Annotated in this window: 24 protein-coding genes and 1 tRNA gene; 11 read left to right on the top strand and 14 right to left on the bottom strand. The window is 61.9% G+C overall.

Translation table 11 applies throughout. From position 1 onward, the window contains the following. Window positions 1-57: 57 nt before the first annotated feature. Window positions 58-522 carry a GNAT family N-acetyltransferase gene (locus tag ROSMUCSMR3_RS15245; RefSeq protein ID WP_008279795.1) on the top strand — a complete coding sequence of 155 codons (465 nt, stop codon included), beginning with the start codon at window positions 58-60 and terminating at the stop codon, window positions 520-522. 6 nt (window positions 523-528) lie between these two features. Here the strand turns inward: ROSMUCSMR3_RS15245 and ROSMUCSMR3_RS15240 are convergent, their stop codons facing one another. Beyond that, entirely contained in the window at window positions 529-1,701 is a 1,173-nt protein-coding gene (locus tag ROSMUCSMR3_RS15240) for a thiolase family protein (RefSeq protein WP_081507856.1), read from the bottom strand. 94 nt (window positions 1,702-1,795) lie between these two features. Between ROSMUCSMR3_RS15240 and ROSMUCSMR3_RS15235 the strand changes: the two genes are divergently transcribed. The 3 genes from ROSMUCSMR3_RS15235 (at window position 1,796) to ROSMUCSMR3_RS15225 (ending at window position 4,430) form a co-directional block, all read left to right on the top strand. Beyond that, window positions 1,796-2,134 carry an STAS domain-containing protein gene (locus ROSMUCSMR3_RS15235; RefSeq protein WP_081507855.1) on the top strand — a complete coding sequence of 113 codons (339 nt, stop codon included), beginning with the start codon at window positions 1,796-1,798 and terminating at the stop codon, window positions 2,132-2,134. Between the two features lie 50 nt (window positions 2,135-2,184). Next, a complete protein-coding gene (locus ROSMUCSMR3_RS15230) occupies window positions 2,185-2,631 on the top strand; it encodes an ATP-binding protein (protein ID WP_237183461.1) in 447 nt (148 codons plus the stop codon). 221 nt (window positions 2,632-2,852) lie between these two features. Then, entirely contained in the window at window positions 2,853-4,430 is a 1,578-nt protein-coding gene (locus ROSMUCSMR3_RS15225) for a gamma-glutamyltransferase family protein (protein ID WP_081507853.1), read from the top strand. A 44-nt stretch (window positions 4,431-4,474) separates the two neighbouring features. Here ROSMUCSMR3_RS15225 and hspQ read toward each other — a convergent pair whose 3' ends face one another. Then, window positions 4,475-4,801 carry a heat shock protein HspQ gene (gene hspQ, locus ROSMUCSMR3_RS15220; RefSeq protein ID WP_008283234.1) on the bottom strand — a complete coding sequence of 109 codons (327 nt, stop codon included), beginning with the start codon at window positions 4,799-4,801 and terminating at the stop codon, window positions 4,475-4,477. A 190-nt stretch (window positions 4,802-4,991) separates the two neighbouring features. Between hspQ and ROSMUCSMR3_RS15215 the strand changes: the two genes are divergently transcribed. Beyond that, entirely contained in the window at window positions 4,992-5,597 is a 606-nt protein-coding gene (locus tag ROSMUCSMR3_RS15215) for a lytic transglycosylase (RefSeq protein WP_008283233.1), read from the top strand. A gap of 25 nt (window positions 5,598-5,622) precedes the next feature. Here the strand turns inward: ROSMUCSMR3_RS15215 and ROSMUCSMR3_RS15210 are convergent, their stop codons facing one another. The 5 genes from ROSMUCSMR3_RS15210 to dapF form a co-directional block, all read right to left on the bottom strand. Further along, entirely contained in the window at window positions 5,623-6,228 is a 606-nt protein-coding gene (locus ROSMUCSMR3_RS15210) for a LolA family protein (RefSeq protein WP_008283232.1), read from the bottom strand. An 82-nt stretch (window positions 6,229-6,310) separates the two neighbouring features. Continuing rightward, entirely contained in the window at window positions 6,311-9,274 is a 2,964-nt protein-coding gene (locus ROSMUCSMR3_RS15205) for a DNA translocase FtsK (protein WP_081507852.1), read from the bottom strand. 18 nt (window positions 9,275-9,292) lie between these two features. After that, the gene (locus tag ROSMUCSMR3_RS15200; RefSeq protein WP_008283230.1) at window positions 9,293-10,471 is read right to left on the bottom strand and encodes an aminotransferase class I/II-fold pyridoxal phosphate-dependent enzyme; all 1,179 of its coding nucleotides are present in this window, start codon (window positions 10,469-10,471) and stop codon (window positions 9,293-9,295) included. A 193-nt stretch (window positions 10,472-10,664) separates the two neighbouring features. Continuing rightward, on the bottom strand, window positions 10,665-11,924 hold the full coding sequence (gene mtaB, locus ROSMUCSMR3_RS15195; RefSeq protein WP_008283229.1) for a tRNA (N(6)-L-threonylcarbamoyladenosine(37)-C(2))-methylthiotransferase MtaB: 1,260 nt from the start codon (window positions 11,922-11,924) through the stop codon (window positions 10,665-10,667). Continuing rightward, window positions 11,921-12,754: a diaminopimelate epimerase gene (gene dapF, locus ROSMUCSMR3_RS15190; protein WP_081507851.1), complete on the bottom strand. Its 834-nt coding sequence runs from the start codon at window positions 12,752-12,754 to the stop codon at window positions 11,921-11,923. Before dapF ends, mtaB begins: the two co-directional genes overlap by 4 nt. Before the next feature lie 108 nt (window positions 12,755-12,862). Here dapF and ROSMUCSMR3_RS15185 point away from each other — a divergent pair. Beyond that, a tRNA-Lys gene (locus ROSMUCSMR3_RS15185) sits at window positions 12,863-12,938 on the top strand. Window positions 12,939-13,117: 179 nt separating this feature from the next. Here ROSMUCSMR3_RS15185 and ROSMUCSMR3_RS15180 read toward each other — a convergent pair. Next, window positions 13,118-13,645 carry a hypothetical protein gene (locus ROSMUCSMR3_RS15180; protein WP_008283227.1) on the bottom strand — a complete coding sequence of 176 codons (528 nt, stop codon included), beginning with the start codon at window positions 13,643-13,645 and terminating at the stop codon, window positions 13,118-13,120. A 248-nt stretch (window positions 13,646-13,893) separates the two neighbouring features. On the opposite strand from ROSMUCSMR3_RS15180, the gene ROSMUCSMR3_RS15175 reads away from it, so the two are divergent. After that, window positions 13,894-14,490 carry an exopolysaccharide biosynthesis protein gene (locus ROSMUCSMR3_RS15175; RefSeq protein ID WP_081507850.1) on the top strand — a complete coding sequence of 199 codons (597 nt, stop codon included), beginning with the start codon at window positions 13,894-13,896 and terminating at the stop codon, window positions 14,488-14,490. An 82-nt stretch (window positions 14,491-14,572) separates the two neighbouring features. Here ROSMUCSMR3_RS15175 and ROSMUCSMR3_RS15170 read toward each other — a convergent pair whose 3' ends face one another. The 4 genes from ROSMUCSMR3_RS15170 to ROSMUCSMR3_RS15155 all read right to left on the bottom strand — a co-directional run bounded on the left by ROSMUCSMR3_RS15170 (window position 14,573) and on the right by ROSMUCSMR3_RS15155 (window position 17,257). Next, window positions 14,573-14,713 carry an entericidin A/B family lipoprotein gene (locus ROSMUCSMR3_RS15170; RefSeq protein WP_008283225.1) on the bottom strand — a complete coding sequence of 47 codons (141 nt, stop codon included), beginning with the start codon at window positions 14,711-14,713 and terminating at the stop codon, window positions 14,573-14,575. Window positions 14,714-14,796: 83 nt separating this feature from the next. Then, on the bottom strand, window positions 14,797-16,554 hold the full coding sequence (locus tag ROSMUCSMR3_RS15165; protein WP_081507849.1) for a sensor histidine kinase: 1,758 nt from the start codon (window positions 16,552-16,554) through the stop codon (window positions 14,797-14,799). Further along, window positions 16,551-17,093, bottom strand: coding sequence for an RNA polymerase sigma factor (locus ROSMUCSMR3_RS15160; RefSeq protein WP_037299000.1), 543 nt, complete (start codon window positions 17,091-17,093; stop codon window positions 16,551-16,553). The genes ROSMUCSMR3_RS15165 and ROSMUCSMR3_RS15160 overlap by 4 nt, the downstream gene beginning before the upstream one ends. 20 nt (window positions 17,094-17,113) lie before the next feature. Continuing rightward, window positions 17,114-17,257, bottom strand: coding sequence for a NepR family anti-sigma factor (locus ROSMUCSMR3_RS15155; protein WP_308341300.1), 144 nt, complete (start codon window positions 17,255-17,257; stop codon window positions 17,114-17,116). 138 nt (window positions 17,258-17,395) lie between these two features. Here ROSMUCSMR3_RS15155 and ROSMUCSMR3_RS15150 point away from each other — a divergent pair, with 138 nt between their 5' ends. Continuing rightward, complete coding sequence (locus ROSMUCSMR3_RS15150) at window positions 17,396-18,214, top strand: response regulator (RefSeq protein WP_081507848.1); 819 nt, start codon at window positions 17,396-17,398, stop codon at window positions 18,212-18,214. 53 nt (window positions 18,215-18,267) lie between these two features. Here ROSMUCSMR3_RS15150 and ROSMUCSMR3_RS15145 read toward each other — a convergent pair whose 3' ends face one another. After that, window positions 18,268-18,438, bottom strand: coding sequence for a DUF1328 domain-containing protein (locus ROSMUCSMR3_RS15145; RefSeq protein ID WP_008283220.1), 171 nt, complete (start codon window positions 18,436-18,438; stop codon window positions 18,268-18,270). Between the two features lie 171 nt (window positions 18,439-18,609). Here ROSMUCSMR3_RS15145 and ROSMUCSMR3_RS15140 point away from each other — a divergent pair, with 171 nt between their 5' ends. Both ROSMUCSMR3_RS15140 and ROSMUCSMR3_RS15135 read left to right on the top strand, forming a co-directional pair. Continuing rightward, on the top strand, window positions 18,610-18,939 hold the full coding sequence (locus ROSMUCSMR3_RS15140; protein ID WP_037273548.1) for a DUF883 family protein: 330 nt from the start codon (window positions 18,610-18,612) through the stop codon (window positions 18,937-18,939). A gap of 3 nt (window positions 18,940-18,942) precedes the next feature. Beyond that, a complete protein-coding gene (locus tag ROSMUCSMR3_RS15135) occupies window positions 18,943-19,284 on the top strand; it encodes a phage holin family protein (protein ID WP_081507847.1) in 342 nt (113 codons plus the stop codon). Between the two features lie 5 nt (window positions 19,285-19,289). On the opposite strand, the gene ROSMUCSMR3_RS15130 is transcribed toward ROSMUCSMR3_RS15135, so the two are convergent. Further along, on the bottom strand, window positions 19,290-19,685 hold the full coding sequence (locus ROSMUCSMR3_RS15130) for a hypothetical protein (RefSeq protein WP_232279273.1): 396 nt from the start codon (window positions 19,683-19,685) through the stop codon (window positions 19,290-19,292). Between the two features lie 82 nt (window positions 19,686-19,767). On the opposite strand from ROSMUCSMR3_RS15130, the gene ROSMUCSMR3_RS15125 reads away from it, so the two are divergent. Further along, entirely contained in the window at window positions 19,768-20,499 is a 732-nt protein-coding gene (locus ROSMUCSMR3_RS15125; protein ID WP_008283216.1) for a Crp/Fnr family transcriptional regulator, read from the top strand. The last annotated feature ends 60 nt before the right edge of the window (window positions 20,500-20,559 follow it).

The following is a 20,559-nucleotide window of genomic DNA, read 5'->3' as shown; positions in this document are numbered from 1 at the left end:
CATGGCAGAGACGCGCCCGCGATAAAATTACGACATGGACTATAAGGAATACGACAGATGTCCCGGCTGACCCTGCACCGCAACCAGACCCGTGATCTTGAACCTCTGGCACGCCTTTTGACCGACAAGGATGATCTTGCGCTGGTCAATCCACAGGCCAGCCATCCGTTTGACGCACGCGAATGGGCGCTGAAATGGGTGGGCGACCTTGAGGACGAAACCTTTTATCTCTGTGATGAGAACGGGCAAGAAGTGGGCTTTTTCGCCCTGCGCGTGGGCGTCGGCCCCGAGGTGCGCCACCTCACCTATGTGTTTGTCGAAGAACGCATGCGCGGCGGCACCGGCGAGGTGCTCTTGTCCCTCGCCGAAGAGGCCGCCCGCCAACTCAAGGCGCTGACCATCACCCTCAAGGTCGAACTCGACAACGCGCCCGCGCTTAACCTCTACCGCAAGGCTGGGTACGAAGAACTGTCGCGCCGCCGGGGCATGGCCACCATGCGGCGCGATCTCGAGGCGGCCTGAGGGGCGTCAGACCCGCTCAATCGCAATCGCCGTGCCTTCGCCGCCACCAATGCAGATGGCGGCCACACCACGGCGCAGCCCGCGTGTTTCCAACGCATTGAGCAGCGTCACCATGATCCGCGCGCCGGACGCCCCAATCGGATGACCCAGCGCACAGGCCCCACCATTGACGTTAAGCCGCTCTCGCGCCACGCCCATCTCGTGCATGAACGCCATGGGCACCACCGCAAAGGCCTCATTCACCTCCCAGAGATCGACATCCGCCACGCTCCAGCCCAGCCGGTCCAAGAGCTTGCGCGCCGCAGGCACCGGGGCGGTGGTAAAAAGGCCAGGGGCCTGCGCATGGCTCGCGTGCCCCATGATCCGCGCGCGCACCTGTAGGCCCCGCGCCTCGGCCGCCGCGCGCGAGGCCAGCACCAGTGCCGCAGCACCATCGCTGATCGAGCTGGAATTGGCCGCCGTCACCGTGCCCTCCGCGCGAAACGCGGGTTTCAGCGTCGGGATTTTTTCGGGCCGCGCCTTGGCGGGTTGCTCATCCGCAGAGATCACCACCTCGCCCTTGCGCCCCCGCACCGTCACCGGCGCAATCTCACGCGCGAACGCCCCCGAGGCTTGCGCGTCCAGCGCGCCTTGCAACGAGGCCAGCGCATAGGCATCCTGCGCCTCGCGGGTAAATTGAAACGCCTCGGCGCAATCCTCGGCAAAGGTGCCCATCAGGCGTCCCTTGTCATAGGCATCCTCTAGCCCATCAAGGAACATGTGATCGACCACCTGCGCATGACCCAGCCGCGCGCCGCCCCGCATCTTGGGCAAAAGATAGGGCGCGCCCGACATCGATTCCATGCCGCCCGCGATCATCACCTCGGCATGACCCAAGGCAATCTGGTCAAAGGCCATCATCGCCGCCTTCATCCCCGACCCGCACATCTTGTTGAGCGTCGTGGCAGGCACCTCTTCGCCAAGCCCCCCCAGAAAACCGGCCTGCCGCGCCGGGGCCTGCCCCTGCCCCGCAGGCAGCACACAGCCCATCAAGACCTCGTCCACGGTCTCAGCCCCGGCGTCCAGCAGTGCCGCGCGAATCGCAGCGCCGCCCAGTTCTGCCGCCGGCACACCATCGAAATCGCCCTGAAATCCACCCATGGGCGTGCGCGACGCCCCGGCAATCACCACCTCTTGCATCTTTGCCTCCTCGCAAATCCTGATCCTGCATACCGAATGGTAAGGAATTGGGTCTAGCGTGCCCTGTATTACTACGTATCCTGCCGGAGGCACCATGGATCTCAACACCACGCATCATCCTGACATGACCATCATCACCGTCGGCGAGGCACGTATCGACGCCGCCGCCGCCATCCGCTTCAAGGACGCCATGCGCGCCGCTACGGCCAACGGGGCGGGGCCCGTCGTGCTCGATCTGGGCAATGTCACTTTTGTGGATTCCAGCGGGCTGGGCGCCATCGTCGCCGCGATGAAACAGATGGGCGGCGAGCGGCGGCTCGACCTCGCCTGTCTTACCCCCGATGTGGCCAAGGTGTTTCGCCTCACACGGATGGATACGGTGTTCACCATCCATGACGATCTGCGCAGCCTCCAATCCCGCGCAACAGGGTGATCGGGCAGGATGGGCGGCCCCATGATGACCCTTGCCAGAGGTCGCGCGCCGTGATCCCCGATCCTGCGGGTCAGCACCTCACGCTTCACACCCGTGCCTCAAACCTCGCCGTGCGCGAGGTGCTGGCGCGCACCCGCGACTGGCTGCACGCCTGCGCCATGCCCGATGAGGCATGTGGCACCGTCGAACTCGTGCTGGCCGAGGCGCTGAACAATATCGTGGAACATGCCTACCCGCCCGAGACCCCCGGCGACATCCAGATCGCGCTTGCGCTTCATCCGGCCCGGCTTGTCGCCATACTCAGCGATCAGGGCGCGGCCCTGCCCGGCCTTTGCCCCCCCGACGGCCTCTTGCCCGAGCATGACGTCGCGCGCGGTGCCTTGCCCGAGGGCGGGTTTGGCTGGTTTTTGATTCGCGATCTTACCGACCGGATCGACTATCGCCGCGCCGCCGGATGCAACCATTTGACCCTCGAATTCCACCGCGCCCCGCTCTGACACAACCCTAGGGTTAGACCGCCGCAATCTTACCTTAATCCCGGCCAACTCGCGCCGCAGAACCCCGTCATACCGAAACCCGTAGCTGCATATGGCTTCCCTCGGCGTCGCGTGTAATTGCCCCCACCCAGCGCGCGGCGTCGAGGCTTACTCTTCTCCCCCGATTGGCAAAGCCGCAAACTGCGCCTAGTGTCCCCCCATCACGGACACAAGGACAAGACATGCGCGACTTTCACAAGCCCGGCCGCTCGGCCACCTTTTCCACCAACGGAATGTGCGCGACCTCGCACCCGCTTGCGGCCAAAACCGCCATCGACATTCTCGAACGCGGCGGCAACGCCATGGACGCCGCGATTGCAGGCGCGGTCCTCTTGGGCATTTGCGAACCGCAAATGACCGGCATCGGCGGCGATTGCTTCGTCCTCTTCACCAAACCGGGCGATCCCACCATCCACGCGCTCAATGGCTCTGGCCGCGCGCCCGCCGGGGCCTCTGCCGCCGCCCTGCGCGCCGCAGGCCATGACACCGTACCACTTCAAAGCGCACATGCCGTCACCGTCCCCGGTGCAATTGACGCCTTTTGCCGCCTCAGCGCCGATCACGGCCGGCTTGGCCTCGATACCCTCCTCGCCCCCACGATCCGCTATGCCGAAGAGGGCGTGCCAGTGGCCCCCCGTGTGGCCTTTGACTGGCCCACGGCGGGTGCCGCGCTTCAGGGTCATGGCCTCACCCATTACATGCCCTCAGGCACGCCGCCCACAGCAGGCCAGATGTTCCGCGCCCCCGGTCAGGCCGAGGTGCTGCGCCGCATCGCCCGCGACGGGCGTGCCGCCTATTACGAAGGCGAAGTGGCCGAAGACATCATCACCACGCTCAACGCCTTGGGCGGCACCCACACGGCGGCCGATTTCGCCAACCAACACAGTGATTATACCACCCCGGTCAGCGGCGAATACAAAGGTGCCAATCTGGTCGAGCATCCACCAAACGGCCAAGGCGCCACCGCAATCCTGCTGCTCAACATCCTGAAACATTTCGACATTGCCGGAATGGACCCGTTTGGCGTCGAACGCACCCATATCGAGGCCGAAGCAACCAAACTGGCCTATGACGCGCGCAACCGCTTTATCGCCGACCCCGATCACATGCGCAAACTCGACTATATGCTCTCAGACGAGACCGCCGCAAAACTCGCCGCGCTGATTGATCCCAAACGCGCCATGGCCGCCGCCAAACCCCTGACCGAGGCCGTGCATCGCGACACGATCTATATCACCGTGGTGGACCGTGACCGCATGGCGGTGTCGCTGATCTATTCCATCTTCCACGGATTCGGCTCTGGCATCGCGTCTGAAAAATTCGGCGTTCTGCTGCAAAACCGTGGCGCAGGCTTTACGCTGGAAGAGGGGCATCCCAACGAACTCGGCGGGGGCAAACGCCCGATGCACACGATCATTCCCGGTATGTTGGTGGAAAATGGCCGCGTGACCATGCCCTTCGGCGTGATGGGCGGCTCGTATCAATCAACGGGGCATGCACGTCTGGTGTCGAACCTGCGCGATTTCGGGATGGACCCGCAATCCGCCATCGACGCGCCGCGCGCCTTTGCCGATCCTCTGGGTCTCAACCTTGAGCGGGGCTATGGCGACGCTGTGGCGCAGACCCTCGCCGATATGGGGCACGAGATCCTGCGTATGCCCGGCCCCATTGGCGGCGCGCAGGCGATCTATATCCATGACGATGGCGTGCTTGAAGGTGGCAGCGACCCGCGCAAGGACGGCTGCGCCTTGGGCTATTGATCAGGCAACACAGGGAGGGTGGGTGCAAACCCACCCTCGCCCACTCAATTCAACTGAAAATGCAGCGGATAATGCCCATCCTCGAACGGACCAAACAGGTCCGGAATATCGGGATGCCCCACCGGCTCGCCGGAATAATCGGCGACAAGATTCTGTTCACTCACATAGGCCACATAGTAGCTTTGCTCGTTTTCCGCGAGCAGGTGATAGAACGGCTGTTCCTTGGATGGGCGGCTATCCTCGGGAATCGAGGCATACCATTCCTCGGTATTCGAGAATTGCGGATCGACATCAAAGATCACCCCGCGGAACGGGTGTTTCTTGTGACGGACCACTTGGCCCAGATGGTATTTTGCACGTGTTTTAATCATATCGCGTTTGCCCCTAATGCCAGAGTGTAAACCTTTCAAGGGTGGTTTGTCCAACAGTCGGCTGAATCATGCGAGAAACAGTCTGTGAACGTAGGCGTTACAGCGCTGCAGCGCGCAACCGCGGCGAATTCGTGATTTCCCCCGGCCAGAATTTCCAGTAAACTGCATAAAAAAAGAGAGCGAGAGGCATATGAGCAGAACTCTTCGCGCGTTGATGGTGTTGTTTGTGCTGGCTTCCTGCGGCGGTGGCGGCACTGGCTATGGCACCGCCCCGCGCAATCTAGACCACGCATGCGCCATTCTGGACGAGCGCCCCGAATACGCCCGCGCCTTCCGCGCGACAGAGCGGAAATGGGGCGTGCCCGCCCATGTGCAGATGGCCACGATCTATCAGGAAAGCAAATTCATCAGCGATGCGCGCACCCCGTTTCGCTGGACCCTTGGGGTGATTCCCACGGGCCGGGTCAGTTCGGCCTATGGCTATAGCCAGGCGCTGGACGGCACATGGGAGGAATACCAGCGCGAAACAGGCCGTTTCGCCGCTCAGCGCACCAATATTGCCGATGCCACCGATTTCATGGGCTGGTATATGGCCAAATCCAACCAGAGCCTTGGCATCCCGCTCACGGACGCGCGCAACCAGTATCTCGCCTATCACGACGGGCGCACCGGCTATGCCCGTGGCAGTTTCAACAGCAAGCCGTGGCTGCTGCGTGTCGCCGACAGTGTCGAAACCCGGTCACAAAATTACCGCGCGCAGCTTGGCACCTGTGCTCTTGGGCGCGGTCTGATCTGATCCTTGCTGGGCCTGCGGCGCGGGCTCAGCGATCCACCCGCATCCGCTCCTTGCCCGGAATGACGAAACTCTCGTCATTCAGCCGCACATCGCGCTGCATATCGCCCAGAACCACCGTGGTCTGGCTACCGCTGCCGTCATGGATCACCCATTGACGCAATTCCACGGGGCTGCCGGTAAAGACCAGATCAATGCTGCCATACTCAGGATTCGCCGGGTCCTGCGCGCGCACCGTGGTCGAGGTGCCGTCGCTCGCATGTCCCACCACCATCCGCTCGCGCGTCAGGTCCACATTGCGCGCCAGGATGATTTTCAGCGGCGTGCGGTGAAGAGGATATCCCACCGGCCCATCATTCGAGCGCGGGTCGATGATCCCCACCGTATCGCCATCAGCCACCACTAGCGCCTGTTCGGGCGGATCGTATTCAAACCGCACCCGACCGGGGCGCTTGATCAAAATCCGGCCCGTGCTGATCGTGCCATCCTCGTTGATCTGGGTAAACGCACCTTGGGCGGTCCGCAAACCATTCAGATAGTTTGAGATTTCCGGCAAAGACAGCTTTTCCGCCGCCGCCGGGAGGGCCATCGCCGCCCAGAGGACGGGAACCATAAGAAAACGCATCTTGTTCATACCCCACAGATAAGACACCCCGCGCGGGATTGCACCAGCGCGGGGCGTAAATTTTTCGCAGCTGAGCGAGGCACCGCCGGTCCTACTGCGGCTCCGGCACCAGCACTTCGCGCTTGCCCACATGGTTCGAGGAACTGACCACGCCCTCATCTTCCATCTGCTCGACCAGACGCGCGGCCTTGTTATAGCCAATCGCCAGTTTCCGCTGGATATAAGAGGTCGAGCATTTGCGATCCTTGATCACAATCGCCACCGCCTGATCATAGAGCAGGTCATCACCTTCGGCCCCGGTCCCCGACGACAGGCCCATCACCGAATCAAGACGTTCGGCGGTGTCCTCATCCGGCCCTTGCAGCACCGATCCCACATAGGTCGGCGGACCATAAGCCTTGAGGTGATTAACCACCTCCTCCACCTCTTCATCGCTCACAAAGGGGCCATGGCAGCGCGTGATCTTGCCGCCCCCCGCCATATAGAGCATGTCGCCCATGCCAAGAAGCTGCTCGGCCCCCATCTCGCCCAGAATGGTGCGGCTATCGATTTTCGATGTCACCTGAAACGAAATCCGCGTCGGGAAATTCGCCTTGATCGTGCCGGTGATCACATCAACCGACGGGCGCTGTGTCGCCATGATAAGGTGAATACCGCTTGCGCGCGCCATCTGCGCCAACCGCTGAATGCAGGCCTCGATCTCTTTGCCCGCCACCATCATCAGATCGGCCATCTCATCGACGATGACGACGATATAGGGCATCTTCTCGGGTGCGAATTCTTCGGTTTCAAACACCGGCTCGCCGGTGTCATCGTCAAACCCGGTCTGCACCGTGCGGCTGAACATCTCGCCCTTTTTCAGCGCCTCCTCGACCCGGCCATTATAGCCGTCGATATTGCGCACGCCCATCTTGGACATCTTGCGATAGCGGTCCTCCATTTCGGCCACCACCCATTTGAGCGCAACCACCGCCTTTTTCGGATCGGTCACAACAGGGGATAGCAGATGCGGAATGCCATCATAGACGCTCAGTTCCAGCATCTTGGGGTCAATCATGATCAACCGGCATTCTTCGGGCGTCAGCTTGTAGAGCAGGCTCAGGATCATCGTGTTGATCGCCACCGATTTGCCCGATCCCGTGGTCCCCGCAATCAGCAAATGCGGCATCTTGGCAAGGTTGGCCACAATGGGATCACCGCCAATATCCTTGCCCAACGCCAAAGGCAGCTTTTGATTGCCATCGCCATAGGCCCGGCTTGACAGGATTTCCCGAAATCCAACCATCTCGCGGTTGTCATTGGGCAATTCGATCCCGATCACTGACCGCCCCGGCACGGTGGATACCCGCGCTGACAGCGCCGACATCGACCGCGCGATATCATCCGCCAGACCAATCACCCGGCTCGCCTTTAGGCCCGGTGCCGGTTCCAGCTCATACATCGTAACCACGGGGCCGGGGCGCACGCTGACGATCTCGCCCTTCACGCCGTAATCATCCAGCACATTCTCCAGCATCCGTGCGTTTTCTTCCAGCGACTCGTCGCTCAGATGATGGCGCTGAATATGCTCGGGGTCCGCCAATAGGCTGAGCGGCGGCAATTCATAAACCGGCTGCGCGGGGGTCTCAAAACGCAGCGCTGGCTGCGCTTCGGCCATGGCCCGCGACGACGGCTGCAAGGGCTTGCGCGGTGCATGTTGCACAACCTTGCGCGGCTCAGGCATCGGAATGCGCGGCGCAGGTGCCGCCATCTCGGGCGCATCATCTTGCCCAAACGCCTCGATCATCGCGTCGAAATCGTCGTCCTCCGTCACCTCCAACATGGGCGCGGCCATGCTCACCGGTGCGGCGGCGGCGGCGCGCAGTAACGGCTCGGCTCTCAGCGGCGTTTGCACCACATGACGCGCCGTCAGCGGCGGCTCGGGCGGCAAAACACCACGCGGCGCGGTGTTCAGGATCAAAGGATCAGGCCCACGCCCCCGACCCTTGGTCAGGGGGGCCACAGATGCGATCTGCACCGCCGGGCTTTGACGCACCCGCGCCTTGATCACGTCGGAAATCTTGGCCCGGATCCGGTCATCGCCAGGCATCTCGGCCTCGCCCTCAAAGGTCGCGGCCTCTACCAATTCCGGCTCGGGCATGACCTCGGGCTTGCGCATCAGCATCGGCATCCGCGCCAACAGCCCACCGGGCTTGTCCACCGGCTGCGCAGGCTTGGGTGCGACCGGCGCGTGCCGCTGGGCTGTCAACGGAACGGGATCTGCGCGGCGCACCCGCGCGCCGTCCAGCGCAGGCTCTGCCCGCAGCGGCACCGCCGCGCGCGCAACAGCCGCCTCACCCCGGCGTGCGCGTCGTTCCGCCATCATGGCCTGCATCGCCTGCCCCGCTTGGGCTGCACCTCCCGCGCCACGACCCATCGCTTTCATCAGCGCGGCATAGCACAGGATCACCCCCACCAGCAGAAAGCGGCCCATGCGCTGCAACTCTACCCGTGTAAAGCCCAGCACAAACGCCCCCATCCCAAGCACGCCAACCCCCAGCACCAACGACAAAAGCTTGAGCCCCACACTCGCCCCGACCGGCAGAATACCCAGCAAGGCCCCCAAAACCGTGTCCCCAAAAAGCCCGCCCAAACCGAAACTATGGGTCTGCGCCCACTCCGCCCCCGGCGTCAACGACGCGGCATAGAGCGCCAATATCGCAAGCCAGATCGGCGCGAAGATAAGCCGCCCCATCGCCCGGTCCTCGCCCCGATGCAGCGCCATGCGCGCGCCCCAGACCCCCAGAACAATGGCAAATCCCCAGGATCCCCAACCGATGATCATGAACAGCGGCGCCGCCACCGACGCGCCCAAACGGCCCATCCAGTTCTGCACCGGCGCATCCGTGGCCGACATCCAGCTTGGATCGTCCGGAGTGTAAGAGACCACCATCGCCGCCGCCATCAGCGCCACCGCCATCAGCACAAGACCCAGCAATTCCTTGCCGCGTTTCTCGATTGCCTCAGCCATGTTGCTGTCCAGCAAGGGGTCGCGCCCGCGCGTCTGATATGCCATCTCGTCCCTCGTCCTCAATCATCCATAGAGACAGGCGCGCAGCCGTCTCAAACCATCTGCCATCTCATCCTTGGGGGCCACCATCGCGACCCGAATATACCCCTGACCGGGGTTCACGCCGCCTGCCTCTTGGCTCAGATAGGCCCCCGGCAACACCCGCACGCCGGTTTCCTGCCAAAGCCGCAGCGTCGCCGCCTCGCCATCCTCGACCGGCAACCACAGGAAAAATCCTGCCTCCGGGCTGCGATAGCCGGGCAGATTGCCCAGAATCTCATCGGCAATCTCATATTTCTCGCCATAAAGACGGCGATTTTCGATCACATGCGCCTCATCCGCCCAGAGCCGCGCGGCCGCATGCTGCAACGGCATCGGCAAGGGCGATCCGGCATAATTGCGCAACTGTTTCATCTGCGCGATATTCTTGGGGCCAGAGGCAACAAAGCCCGAGCGCAGCCCCGGCAGGTTCGACCGCTTCGACAGGCTGTGAAACGCCACGATACGCTCAGGATCAGCCCCCATCTCCTGCGCGACCTCCAGAATACCCACCGGCGGCGTATCGCGGTAAATCTCGGCATAGCATTCATCGGCGAAAATGCGGAAATCATAGCGCTCCGCCAGCCCGATCAACTCGGCCCAATAGGCGCGGCTCGCCACTGTGCCCTGCGGATTGGCGGGCGAACACAGATAGGCCACCGTGACGCGGTTCAACACCTCTTCGGACAGCGCCGCGAAATCCGGCAAATGCCCCGTTTCATGGGTGGCGTTCAGGAAAATCGGCTCCGCCCCCACGCTCAGCGCCGCCACCATATAGACCTGATAAAACGGGTTCGGTGCCAGCACGACCGGGCGCTTGCCGCCCTTCACTTCGGGGCTGAGCGCCATCATCGCATTATAAAGCCCCTCGCGTGTGCCGTTCAGCGCCATGATCCGGCTTGCCGGATCAAGCGTCACGCCATAGCGCCGCCCCACCCAATCGCCGGCCGCCTGCAACAACTCAGGCATGCCCTCATTGACGGGGTAAGAGTTAAAGCCATCGGCATTTTCTGCAATGACATCAACGATCCAGCGCGGAAACGCATGCTTGGGCTCGCCAATCGTCATATGCACGACCTCGCCGCCGGGCGCATGAGCGTCAAGCAGGGTCCGCAGACGCGGAAACGCATAGGCCGGTAGGTTCGCAAACCGCTCGGGAAACATCTGATACTGCCTCAAGGTTCGGGATCATTCGCGTCCCGTTTCCCTGAATCTACCCAAGCCCTGCCCTCAGGTCCAGCAAAACCAAGGGCCTAGCCCCCGAATTGTGGCATTTTTGGCAAGGCGCTCAGCTTTCATCGTTCTGAAAAACCGCATTGCGACCCGGCCCCACGCGCTCTGGCCACGGTATGAGCGTTTAGGCCGCAGTTAATTGCCCGCCCTGCCAGCCCGTCACACGCGCCCGCACAATCTGGCCTTCGGGGTGATCGCGGTCGAAAACCACCTCGGTGAATTGCTCGGTCCGACCCATGCGCGGGGCCTCCATCAGCACGGCATGCTCGCGCCCCTGCTGTGCGGCCAGATGGGCGGCAACCCGCCCCTCACCGGCGGCCCGCAACCGCGCGGCACGTGCCTTGATCGCCGGGCCTTTGACTTGCGGCATCCGGGCGGCTGGCGTGCCGGGGCGAGGCGAATAGGGAAACACATGCAGCCATGTCAAATGACACTCCTCGACCAGCCGCAGCGAGTTTTCAAACGCCGCTTCGGTCTCGGTCGGAAAGCCTGCGATAATATCCGCGCCAAAGGTCATCTCGGGCCGCAAGCGCCGCGCCTCTTCGGCAAAGCGGATGGCATCGTCACGCAAATGCCGCCGCTTCATCCGCTTGAGGATCAGATCATCGCCATGTTGCAGGCTCAGGTGCAGATGCGGCATCAGGCGCGGCTCTGTGGCAATCGCCTGCATCAGGTTTTCATCCACCTCGATGGAATCAATCGACGAAATCCGCAGGCGCGGCAAATCTGGCACCAGCCGCAAAATCCGCATCACCAGATCACCCAGTTTGGGTGCCGCGGGCAAATCCGCCCCCCAGCTTGTCAGGTCCACGCCGGTCAGCACAACCTCGTTATACCCCGCCCCCACCAAGCGCTTGATCTGCTCGACCACGACGCCCGCAGGCACAGAGCGCGAATTGCCCCGGCCATAGGGGATGATGCAAAAGGTGCAGCGATGATCGCAGCCGTTTTGCACCTGCACATAGGCGCGGCTGCGGCTGCCGAATCCGTCAATCAGATGCCCCGCCGTTTCGCGCACCGACATGATGTCATCAACCAGCACGCGCTCGGTCTCGCCGATAAAATCGCCCGCCAGCCGCGCCCATGTGTCCGCCGCCATCTTTTCGGTATTGCCGATGACCGCATCCACCTCGGGCATTGCCGCAAAGGTTTCCGGCTCGGTCTGCGCGGCGCATCCGGTCACGATCAACCGCGCCTCCGGGTTCTCGCGCCGCAAGCGCCGGATTTCTTGCCGCGCCTTGCGCACCGCCTCGGATGTCACAGCACAGGTGTTGACGATGACGGCATTGCCCAGCCCCGCTTGGCCCGCCAACTCCTTCATCGCCTCGGTCTCATAAGCGTTCAGGCGACAGCCCAGCGTGGTGAATTTCGGCGCTTGGCTCATCTCTGCGCCGCCAGAAACGCGGGCGTGAACACGCCGCTTGCCACATGTGCGGTCTCGCCGGTCATCCAGACGCCATCCTCGCGCCAATCCACATGGATCGTGCCACCATCCAGATCAACCCGCACCGCGCGCCCCGTTAGGCCCCGCCGCGCCGCCGCCACCGCCGTCGCACAGGACGACGAGCCAGAGGCCAGCGTCACCCCAACCCCCCGCTCCCAGACCCGCATGCGGATGTGATCGGGGCCAATCACCGTGGCCACCTGCACATTGGTCCGCTCCGGGTAAAGCGGGTGATGCTCATAGCGCGGCCCGAATTGCGCCAGCGGCACCGCCTCGGCATCGGCCACGAAAAACGTGCAATGCGGATTGCCCATGCCCGTGGCCACCGGCCCGCCCTCGATGGGCAATTCCAGCGTATCCATCGCCTCAGCCAGCGGGATTTCGGCCCAGTCAAGCTGCGGCTGCCCCATGTTCACCGATGTCAGCCCGCCACCGGCATCCACGGCCACCAGCGCGCCGCGCGCCGTGCTCAGCTCCAGCCGCGCCTTGCCGCTCTCGTCCATCAGGTGCCGCGCGATACAGCGCGTGGCATTGCCGCACGCCGCAGAGGTCGAACCGTCGGCGTTGTAAAAGGTCAAATGTGCATCGCCCATGCCTTGAGAGATCACCGCCAATTGATCGAATCCAATGCCCCGATGCCGGTCGGCGATGGCCATGATCAACGCAGGCGTCAGCCCCAGATCGCGGCCACGCCCATCCAGCACGACAAAATCGTTTCCCAGCCCATGCATTTTGAAAAAGGGCAGCCCGGTATGATCAACTTGGTCCATCCTCGCGCATATAAACCGCGCCTCGCGACGAATCCAGCAGATCGCCGAATAATCTTGCACTTTCGGGGTTGACCCCCCGCCCCGCTCTTTCTAGATAGCGCGTCTAGTGGGCCGTTAGCTCAGTTGGTAGAGCAACTGACTTTTAATCAGTGGGTCGCAGGTTCGAATCCTGCACGGCTCACCACTACTCAAAACATGGGCGTAAGAAACCCGATGCGATGTGCCGTTCAGCGTGCGTGCAATAGCGCTGAATGGCCAAGAGCGGCGACCGTTAAGTCGCCGCCCTCTCGTGGTTTTTGGGCCTATCGGCTCAATCTGGGGCGCAGATCTGCGCCACGCCCCATATCGCCGCGCTAAGCCAGATCAATCGTCCAGACGCTCGACCACGGTTGTTGCATAGGCATCGACCAGGGCCGCGTAAAAATCGTCTTGCGACGGCTCGATCGTGACCCAACCTTCGGGGGCCGGGGTATCGCCGCTGACAGCCGTCATTTGCAACGCATAGCTGCCGATCTGTTCATCGGGATTCTCCAGGCTATCGGCATTGGTGGCAACGGCATCGTTAAGCCCCTCAAAGGTCGAAACCGTCCCTTCCAGCTGGTTGAACTCGCCGGTATCCGGCAGGATCGTATCGCCATCAATCGCCACTTTGTTGATCTCAACTGCGATTCTTGGCGCGTCAGCGGTATCATTCAGCGTCACTTTCGACGCAATCGCCGTGGCAAGGTCCGCCTCAAGGGTCGGCCAATATTTCAGGACATTGTTGTCCGCGTAAGCGCTGAGATCCACCTTGACGTCAAGGCCCGAGAGGGTCTTGTCCATGGCCAGAACTGGGCCAACGCTGGCCAAAGTCATCCCGGTGAAAAGTGCTGTCGTAAGAAGCCGTTTCATTGCAAAGTCTCCTTCTATGGGTCGTATCAAACCCGCAATGCATCAGATGCGGCGGGCCGGTGACACGCACGCCTGTGTGGCGTGATGTGATCAAAGAACGCGCGCCCTCTGGTATGGTTCCCAAAAACCTGAATACTCCGCCAAAACCGATGCATGCCGGACCCACCCAACGCCGGAACCACAGGGCCACCACGGCGTTATTCTTCCAAACAACGACTACAGGCCAGAGCAGGAGCACAGCGCCAGACATGCCAAAGGATGCAGCACCGGATCATGAAACAGCGGCCGATCTGGTCGAGCAGGGATGGGATGCGCTGACCGGGGATTACACCTGCGTGGGGGATATCGTGGATACGCTCGGCCGCGCCAATTTCGCACCTCTGCTGATTCTGCCCGCCTTGGCGCTGGTCTCGCCCCTCAGCGGGGTGCCCGGCTTTACCACCCTGTGCGGGCTGATCATCGCGGCGGTCTCTTTGCAGCAGATGGTCCACCGCTCATCGCTCTGGCTACCACGCTGGAGCCGCGCTGCCCGCCTGCGCACAAGCCGCGTGCGAGAGGTCTATCGCTGGTTTCGCATCCCCGCGCGCTGGCTTGACCGGGTCACGCGTCGGCGGCTGCACATTCTGGTGACAGAGCCGCTGGTGATCCTGCCACAGCTGTTCTGCCTGATCTTGGGCGCGGTGATGCCATTCCTCGAACTGATCCCCTTCACCTCGTCGATCTTGGGCGTGGTGATTACCGCGCTCGCCGTTGGCATGTTTGTCGGCGACGGTCTCTTGGTCTTGGTCGGGATGCTCTTGGCTATAGGGGTCGCGACCGGCGTCGCAACCCTCGTGATGTCGTGACCGTGGCCCACCCCTGAATGCACCTGAGGCGCCCATCAACCCGATGCGCGCCTCATATGTCTTGCAGGGTCGGATCAAACGGTCAGCTCTGCACATCCTGCGATGCACCCGTCACCGCCTGTCCGGCATCCTCGATGTCGCGACCGGCACCCTCGACCGTCTCGCAGCCTGCCAGAACACCCATAAAGAGCAGCGAAATGAGGGAAAGTTTTGCACGTGTCATTGCGTTCTCCGTTTGATTTCTTGTGCAATGACAACGCAGCACGGCCTATTCGGTTCCCTCCGCTCCGCATATTTCCGGCAAACTCAGGCGTCGTCCTCGTCTTGGGTGGGCCATGTCATCGGAAAGACAACATGCAGCTCATACCGGTCCGGTTGCGGCGAAATCTCAAGCGTGCCGTTCAACTGGGCCACAAAGGATTCAATCAGCTTCGATCCCAGCCCCGACCCATCAATCGGCGTGACCTCAGCCCCCTCCGCAGCCTGCCCATCTGGCGCGCGCGAGTTCACAACGCTCAGGCAAAAACGATCCTCCGACACCGCTTTCAACGCGATGTTGATCCAGGCATCGGTGCCACTGGTCATGCCGCAATATTTCACGGCATTGATCGCGGCTTCTGTCGTCAAAAGAGACAGGGGCACCGATTGATCCGGGCTGATTTCCACAGGCTCCAGCGCGGTTGTCACCGCGATCTGCCGCCCCCTATCGTCCAAGGTTCCGACGATAACCAATTGCTGAATGATATCTTCAAGCAGCTTGTCGGCCCGTACCAGCGACAGCTTGCGCGCCAGATAAAGGTATCGGTGGATCGCCGACAGCGCCATCACCCGATCCTGCACCCGCCGCAAAAGATGCTTGGCCTCAAGACTGCCCGTCGCGCGGATCTGCATGTTGAGCATGCTTGAGATAAGCTGAAGATTGTTTTTGACCCGGTGATGCACCTCGCGCAACAGCACGGTTTTCTCGTTCAGGTCTTCTTCCAGCCGCCGTTCCTGCTCTGACAGCCGCCGCGTCATCGCCCGAAATGCCTCGGCCACCACCTCCAACTCTTCGGGCGCATTGTCCAGCCGGGCCTTGTCCAGATCGCCACGCCCCGCCGCGTATAGCCGCATCCAGGATCGCAGACGGCGCACATGCCGGATCACCAGATGATTGACCCCGATATAGGCCACGATGATCGTGATCACCCACATCGCCAGCGGCAGATAAAGCGCAAAGGTGCCCTCGTACCCCGGCAGCAATCCGCTCCTGTGTCGCGGCTCCCAACTGCCCAGCGCCAATACCCGGTCGCCCACAATCGGCACCACCGCAAAATCGCGGGTATTGCCATCCTGATTCACATCGCGAAACGTCTGCCGCCCGGTATCGGCCAGATCCTGCAACCCATGCGAGGCCGGCAAAACCGAGCGCCGAAAATCCGAAAACTCCGCCGTGGCGACAATCTCGCCCTCGGATTGAAACAGCACCAGATCAACATCGGGCACCACCGTCGACAGTTGGTCATTCAAGGCGCTGATCGGCACCGCGATCCAGACCGTTCCCCGAAATTGCCCCGCCGCGAACACCGGAACCGCCACGCTGACCGTGGCAATCCCCCCAATGAACTCCAGCGGATGCATCAAAATCTCGGTCCGCCGCCCCGTAAGCTCAGAGCGGATGGACGCAAGATTGCTCAGGTCCTGCCGCCCGCCGTTCGAGGCACAGACCAGCGACAGCGCGTCATCGACAAATCCCGCAAAACTATAGATCGGGCTCTCTTCCACAACCCGCGCCATCACCGCATCGCAGGTCGCCTCAGCGGTATCAAAGACCGATACCGTGATCGCCAGCGTCTCGGCTGTGCTCAGCGCGGATTGGATGATGTCGCGGCTCTCTGACACGGCCTGCTGGGTCTGCTCCAAAAGCGCGGTTTCCGACAGGGCCTGCCGTTCTTCCAGAACCTTATAGGTCTGATAGACCGACACAAAACCAAGCGGCAGAATGGCAAGGCTCAACCCAATGCCCAATTGCAGCGCCAGATTAGGCGTCCAGAGCCCGCTCAGCGCGGCCAGACGCAACCTCATGCAACAGAGGTTCCAGTTACGACGGCCATCGTCGCGGCATCGGTCATCGCCAACTCATCCTCATCGTCCAGATGCATCAACTCCGCCAGCCGTTTGCGCGCGCGGTTGGTGCGGCTCTTGATCGTGCCCACCGCACAGCCGCACATTTCGGCGGCCTCCTCATAGGAAAACCCTTCTGCGCCCACCAGAACCAGAACCTCGCGCTGCTCATCGGTCAATTGCGCAAAGGCTGCGTGAAAATCCGTCATCGCCAGATGCCCGTCATGCGCGGGCTTTTCCGACAATTGCCCAGCCATCTTGCCATCGGGGTCTTCAACCTCGCGGCGACGCTTGCGATACAGGGAATAATAGGTGTTGCGCAGAATGGTGAACAACCACGCGCGCAGATTGGTGCCGGGCTTGAACTTGTCAAAATTGCCCCACGCCTTGACCACTGCATCCTGCACCAGATCATCCGCCGTCGCGGAATTGCGCGTCAGGTTCAACGCAAAGGCGCGCATCGCAGGCAAATGCCCGATCAATTCGTCGCGCGGGTCCATTTGGGGCGCCTGAGAATCCATCACGAGTCGTCACCAGACGGCTTTTGCTTCTCGCCCGACTGCTCGCGCAACTGCTCCAGCAGCTTGATAAAGCGGTCCGGTACGGGCTCCTTGGCCGTGTCCGCATAGGCACGCCGGAGATTCTCGTCGATCGTTTGCGTCAATTTCTTGGTCCTGCGATTCTTTTCCATTTCGCCTATTCATCTGCCACTAAGAGAACGGCACTTTTCTGCACCCGGTCGGGAACATAACACGCAGCTCGGCGTTTGGTTCCCTCAAAGGATACATTTTTGAGGACAGACATGACGGACACACCGCGCCAGCCAGACCTGAGCACTCAGATCGCCGAACACCTCCCCTATCTGCGCCGCTATGCACGCGCCCTGACCGGCAATCAGCAGACGGGCGATCATTACGCGCTCGCCACGCTCGAGGCCCTGCTCGAGGATCGCACTGTCTTCAATGCCGGTCTTGCGCCGAAACCTGCGCTCTTCCATGCCTTTCATAAGATATGGGTGTCTTCCGGTGCCCCCATCGCCGAGGCTGACAGCGCCTCTTCCCCCGAGGCACGCGCGCAATGGCGGCTGTCCACCCTCACCCCGAACACCCGCGAGGCGCTGTTGCTGCACAGCATCGAGGGGTTTCGCGTCTCGGATATCGCCCAGATCATCGGCGGCACCGCAGACGAGGTCAGCACGCTCCTCAGCATCGCCCGCACCGAAATGACCAATGCGATCAGCGGGCGGATCATGATCATCGAGGATGAGGCGATCATCGCCATGGATATCCGCGCCATTGTCGAAGATATGGGCCATGACGTCACCGGCATTGCCCGCACCCGCGATGAGGCCGTGAAACTCGCCCGTCGCGACCCGCCTGATATGATCCTCGCCGATATCCAACTGGCCGATAAATCCTCTGGCATCGACGCGGTCAATCACATCCTCAACGAACTGGGAGAGCGGCCCATCGTCTTCATCACCGCCTTCCCCGAACGGCTCTTGACCGGCGAACGGCCAGAACCGGCCTTTCTGATCACCAAACCCTATAGCGAGGAACAGGTGCAATCCGCCGTGAGCCAAGCCATGTTCTTTGCCAGCACCGAAACCCTTCAGGGCTGATCTGGCCAGAAAAAGACCCCGCGCAATGGGCGCGGGGTCTTATGCCGTCTCACTCACGGCGCGCGGCCACGCAAGGCCCGTGCGATCATCGCCACGACAAACAACACAAGAAAGACCACGAACAGGATCTGCGCAATCCCCGCCGAAGCCGAGGCAACGCCACCAAACCCCAAAACACCGGCGATCAGCGCGACCACCAAAAAGACAAGCGCCCAATAAAGCATTGGAATCTCCTTTCAAAGCAACATGGTTTCGATTGCTAACCCAACGGTCACAGCCCTGTTTGGTTCCCGCCGCACCGTCTTTTCCCTCAGAAACCGCTTTTTTCCAGAATTCCCGGAACCTCGCGCGCCCCTCCGCGTTGACCCATCGTAACAACATGAAAGGACGCCCCAATGGCACAGGCAAAATCCGCCGACACATCGCCGCAAGACGAGATGGATCACCTCTCCCAGCAGATTTCGACCTTGAGAGAGGATATTTCGGCCATTTCCAAAACTCTCGCAGGCCTTGGCGGCACCACCCGCGATGCGGCGGTGGATGGCGCACGCCGCAAGGTGTCACAGCTGCGCGACGCCAGTTCCGAACAGCTGCACGCCGCACAGCACCGCGCCGAAGACATGGGCCAACAGGCAGCCGACGCCGTGCGCAACCAACCCGCAGCGGCGGTTGGCCTTGCGGTCGGGGTGGGCTTTTTGCTCGGGTTCCTCACTGGCCGGAAATAACCGATGAGCGGCCTTGTCTCTCACTTCCGCCGTCGGGCGCGCCATGCGGCGCGCGCGGCGGCCTTTACCGTCGCAGGCGTGATTTTTGGGATGGCGGGATTGGCCTTTCTGACCGTGGCGCTCTGGATTCTGATCGCCACCTATGAGAGCGCGCTTGTCGCCCATGCCGTGATCGGGGCTCTCTATCTGCTCCTTGGCATCTGCTTTCTGGCCTTTGGCGGTCAATCAACCGACGCAGAGACCGCCCCGCAGCCCGCCGCCCCCAAAGAACCGCTGCTCCAGGTCGCCGAGGCCTTTGCCGTGGGTTTGAACGCCGGTCGCGCCGCGCGCGCCCCACGCTCCTAGGCGCGTCACGCACCCTTGACCAAGGGCTGCAACACACCGCGCACCATGTCATCGGTAAACGGGCGCACAAGCATGGCCCAGCCTTGCTTGACAACCTTGATCTCGTCGTCTTCGCCCATGGTCAGCACGATCCGCGCGCCCCGCAGGGCGAGCGCGCGGTCCAGCTCCGCCTCCAGCACCTGATCATAGCGCATTTCCAGAAACGCCGCCGAAATCCGCGCCTCTCCGTCCAGCACGCGAATCAACTCATCCGGGTGCGGCACATTGAGAACACGACAGGGGCCCGCCGCCTGCAGCGACCCGCAAAGATCCTCTGCAATCAATATGTTGCTGTCCATGACGATATAAACCGGCGGCTCCGGCGGCGTCGTCTCATCATAGGGCATAAGGGGCTCTTTCATCGTATCAGGTCCAAACATCCCTCATTCTGGAACATATTCCGACCTTCTGCATTAAACTATGACATCTCGACGGAGTTTTCCCATGGTTACAGATTGTCAGAATTGCCCGCTGCGCAGCCGCGCCATCTTTGCGCCAATGACGGACGCAGAGGTGGCCTTCATGCAAAGCTTCAAAACCGGCGAGCTTGAGGTTGAAGGCGGCGCCACCCTGATGATGGAGGCCTCCAACAGCCCGCAACTCTACACCGCCCTGCGCGGCATGGGCCTGCGTTACAAGACCCTGCTCTCGGGCGAACGACAGGTCATCAACTTTGTGATGCCCGGCGATTTCATCGGGCTACAGGCGGGGGTGATGCAGGAAATGCAACATTCCGTCGAGGCGACAACAGATATGAAACTCTGCGTCTTTGACCGCAAACGCCTTTGGGCCTTGTTTCGCGACCATCCCGACCGCGCCTATGACCTGACCTGGATTGCTGCCGTCGAAGAACACCTTCTAGGCGAGAGCCTTGCGATCCTCGGTCATATGAGCGGGATCGAGCGCATCGCGCGCGCCTTTGTGCGCCTTTTTGATCGCGGCGCGGCGATTGGCCTGACCCGTGGCGCAGACATGCCCCTGCCCTACCGGCAACAGGATCTCGCCGACGCGCTTGGCCTCTCGGTGGTGCATGTCAACAAGATGCTCAAACGCCTGCGCGAACAGGGGGCCGCCACATGGCAGAACGGTCGACTGACGTTGCATGATCGTGACCGTCTTTGCGATATTGCCCAACTTGACCGCGACCGTACCCCGATGACCCGCCCGCTGATCTAAAACCGTCACAGGTTCATTTCCTGCACCACGGAACCAATCGCACGCTCATGCGTTCTCATC

This window comes from Roseovarius mucosus, from assembly GCF_002080415.1.
Lineage (GTDB): Bacteria > Pseudomonadota > Alphaproteobacteria > Rhodobacterales > Rhodobacteraceae > Roseovarius > Roseovarius mucosus_A.
Note: the sequence above shows the minus strand (reverse complement) of the source record. Positions and strands in the feature narration are given on the sequence as shown.

Coding starts and splice junctions, on each gene's coding strand:
- ROSMUCSMR3_RS15245 (WP_008279795.1), top strand. CDS start 58: ATGTCCCGGCTGACCCTGCACCGCAACCAGACCCGTGATCTTGAACCT.
- ROSMUCSMR3_RS15240 (WP_081507856.1), bottom strand. CDS start 1,701: ATGCAAGAGGTGGTGATTGCCGGGGCGTCGCGCACGCCCATGGGTGGA.
- ROSMUCSMR3_RS15235 (WP_081507855.1), top strand. CDS start 1,796: ATGGATCTCAACACCACGCATCATCCTGACATGACCATCATCACCGTC.
- ROSMUCSMR3_RS15225 (WP_081507853.1), top strand. CDS start 2,853: ATGCGCGACTTTCACAAGCCCGGCCGCTCGGCCACCTTTTCCACCAAC.
- hspQ (WP_008283234.1), bottom strand. CDS start 4,801: ATGATTAAAACACGTGCAAAATACCATCTGGGCCAAGTGGTCCGTCAC.
- ROSMUCSMR3_RS15215 (WP_008283233.1), top strand. CDS start 4,992: ATGAGCAGAACTCTTCGCGCGTTGATGGTGTTGTTTGTGCTGGCTTCC.
- ROSMUCSMR3_RS15210 (WP_008283232.1), bottom strand. CDS start 6,228: ATGAACAAGATGCGTTTTCTTATGGTTCCCGTCCTCTGGGCGGCGATG.
- ROSMUCSMR3_RS15205 (WP_081507852.1), bottom strand. CDS start 9,274: ATGGCATATCAGACGCGCGGGCGCGACCCCTTGCTGGACAGCAACATG.
- ROSMUCSMR3_RS15200 (WP_008283230.1), bottom strand. CDS start 10,471: ATGTTTCCCGAGCGGTTTGCGAACCTACCGGCCTATGCGTTTCCGCGT.
- mtaB (WP_008283229.1), bottom strand. CDS start 11,924: ATGAGCCAAGCGCCGAAATTCACCACGCTGGGCTGTCGCCTGAACGCT.
- dapF (WP_081507851.1), bottom strand. CDS start 12,754: ATGGACCAAGTTGATCATACCGGGCTGCCCTTTTTCAAAATGCATGGG.
- ROSMUCSMR3_RS15180 (WP_008283227.1), bottom strand. CDS start 13,645: ATGAAACGGCTTCTTACGACAGCACTTTTCACCGGGATGACTTTGGCC.
- ROSMUCSMR3_RS15175 (WP_081507850.1), top strand. CDS start 13,894: ATGCCAAAGGATGCAGCACCGGATCATGAAACAGCGGCCGATCTGGTC.
- ROSMUCSMR3_RS15170 (WP_008283225.1), bottom strand. CDS start 14,713: ATGACACGTGCAAAACTTTCCCTCATTTCGCTGCTCTTTATGGGTGTT.
- ROSMUCSMR3_RS15165 (WP_081507849.1), bottom strand. CDS start 16,554: ATGAGGTTGCGTCTGGCCGCGCTGAGCGGGCTCTGGACGCCTAATCTG.
- ROSMUCSMR3_RS15160 (WP_037299000.1), bottom strand. CDS start 17,093: ATGGACCCGCGCGACGAATTGATCGGGCATTTGCCTGCGATGCGCGCC.
- ROSMUCSMR3_RS15150 (WP_081507848.1), top strand. CDS start 17,396: ATGACGGACACACCGCGCCAGCCAGACCTGAGCACTCAGATCGCCGAA.
- ROSMUCSMR3_RS15145 (WP_008283220.1), bottom strand. CDS start 18,438: ATGCTTTATTGGGCGCTTGTCTTTTTGGTGGTCGCGCTGATCGCCGGT.
- ROSMUCSMR3_RS15140 (WP_037273548.1), top strand. CDS start 18,610: ATGGCACAGGCAAAATCCGCCGACACATCGCCGCAAGACGAGATGGAT.
- ROSMUCSMR3_RS15135 (WP_081507847.1), top strand. CDS start 18,943: ATGAGCGGCCTTGTCTCTCACTTCCGCCGTCGGGCGCGCCATGCGGCG.
- ROSMUCSMR3_RS15130 (WP_232279273.1), bottom strand. CDS start 19,685: ATGAAAGAGCCCCTTATGCCCTATGATGAGACGACGCCGCCGGAGCCG.
- ROSMUCSMR3_RS15125 (WP_008283216.1), top strand. CDS start 19,768: ATGGTTACAGATTGTCAGAATTGCCCGCTGCGCAGCCGCGCCATCTTT.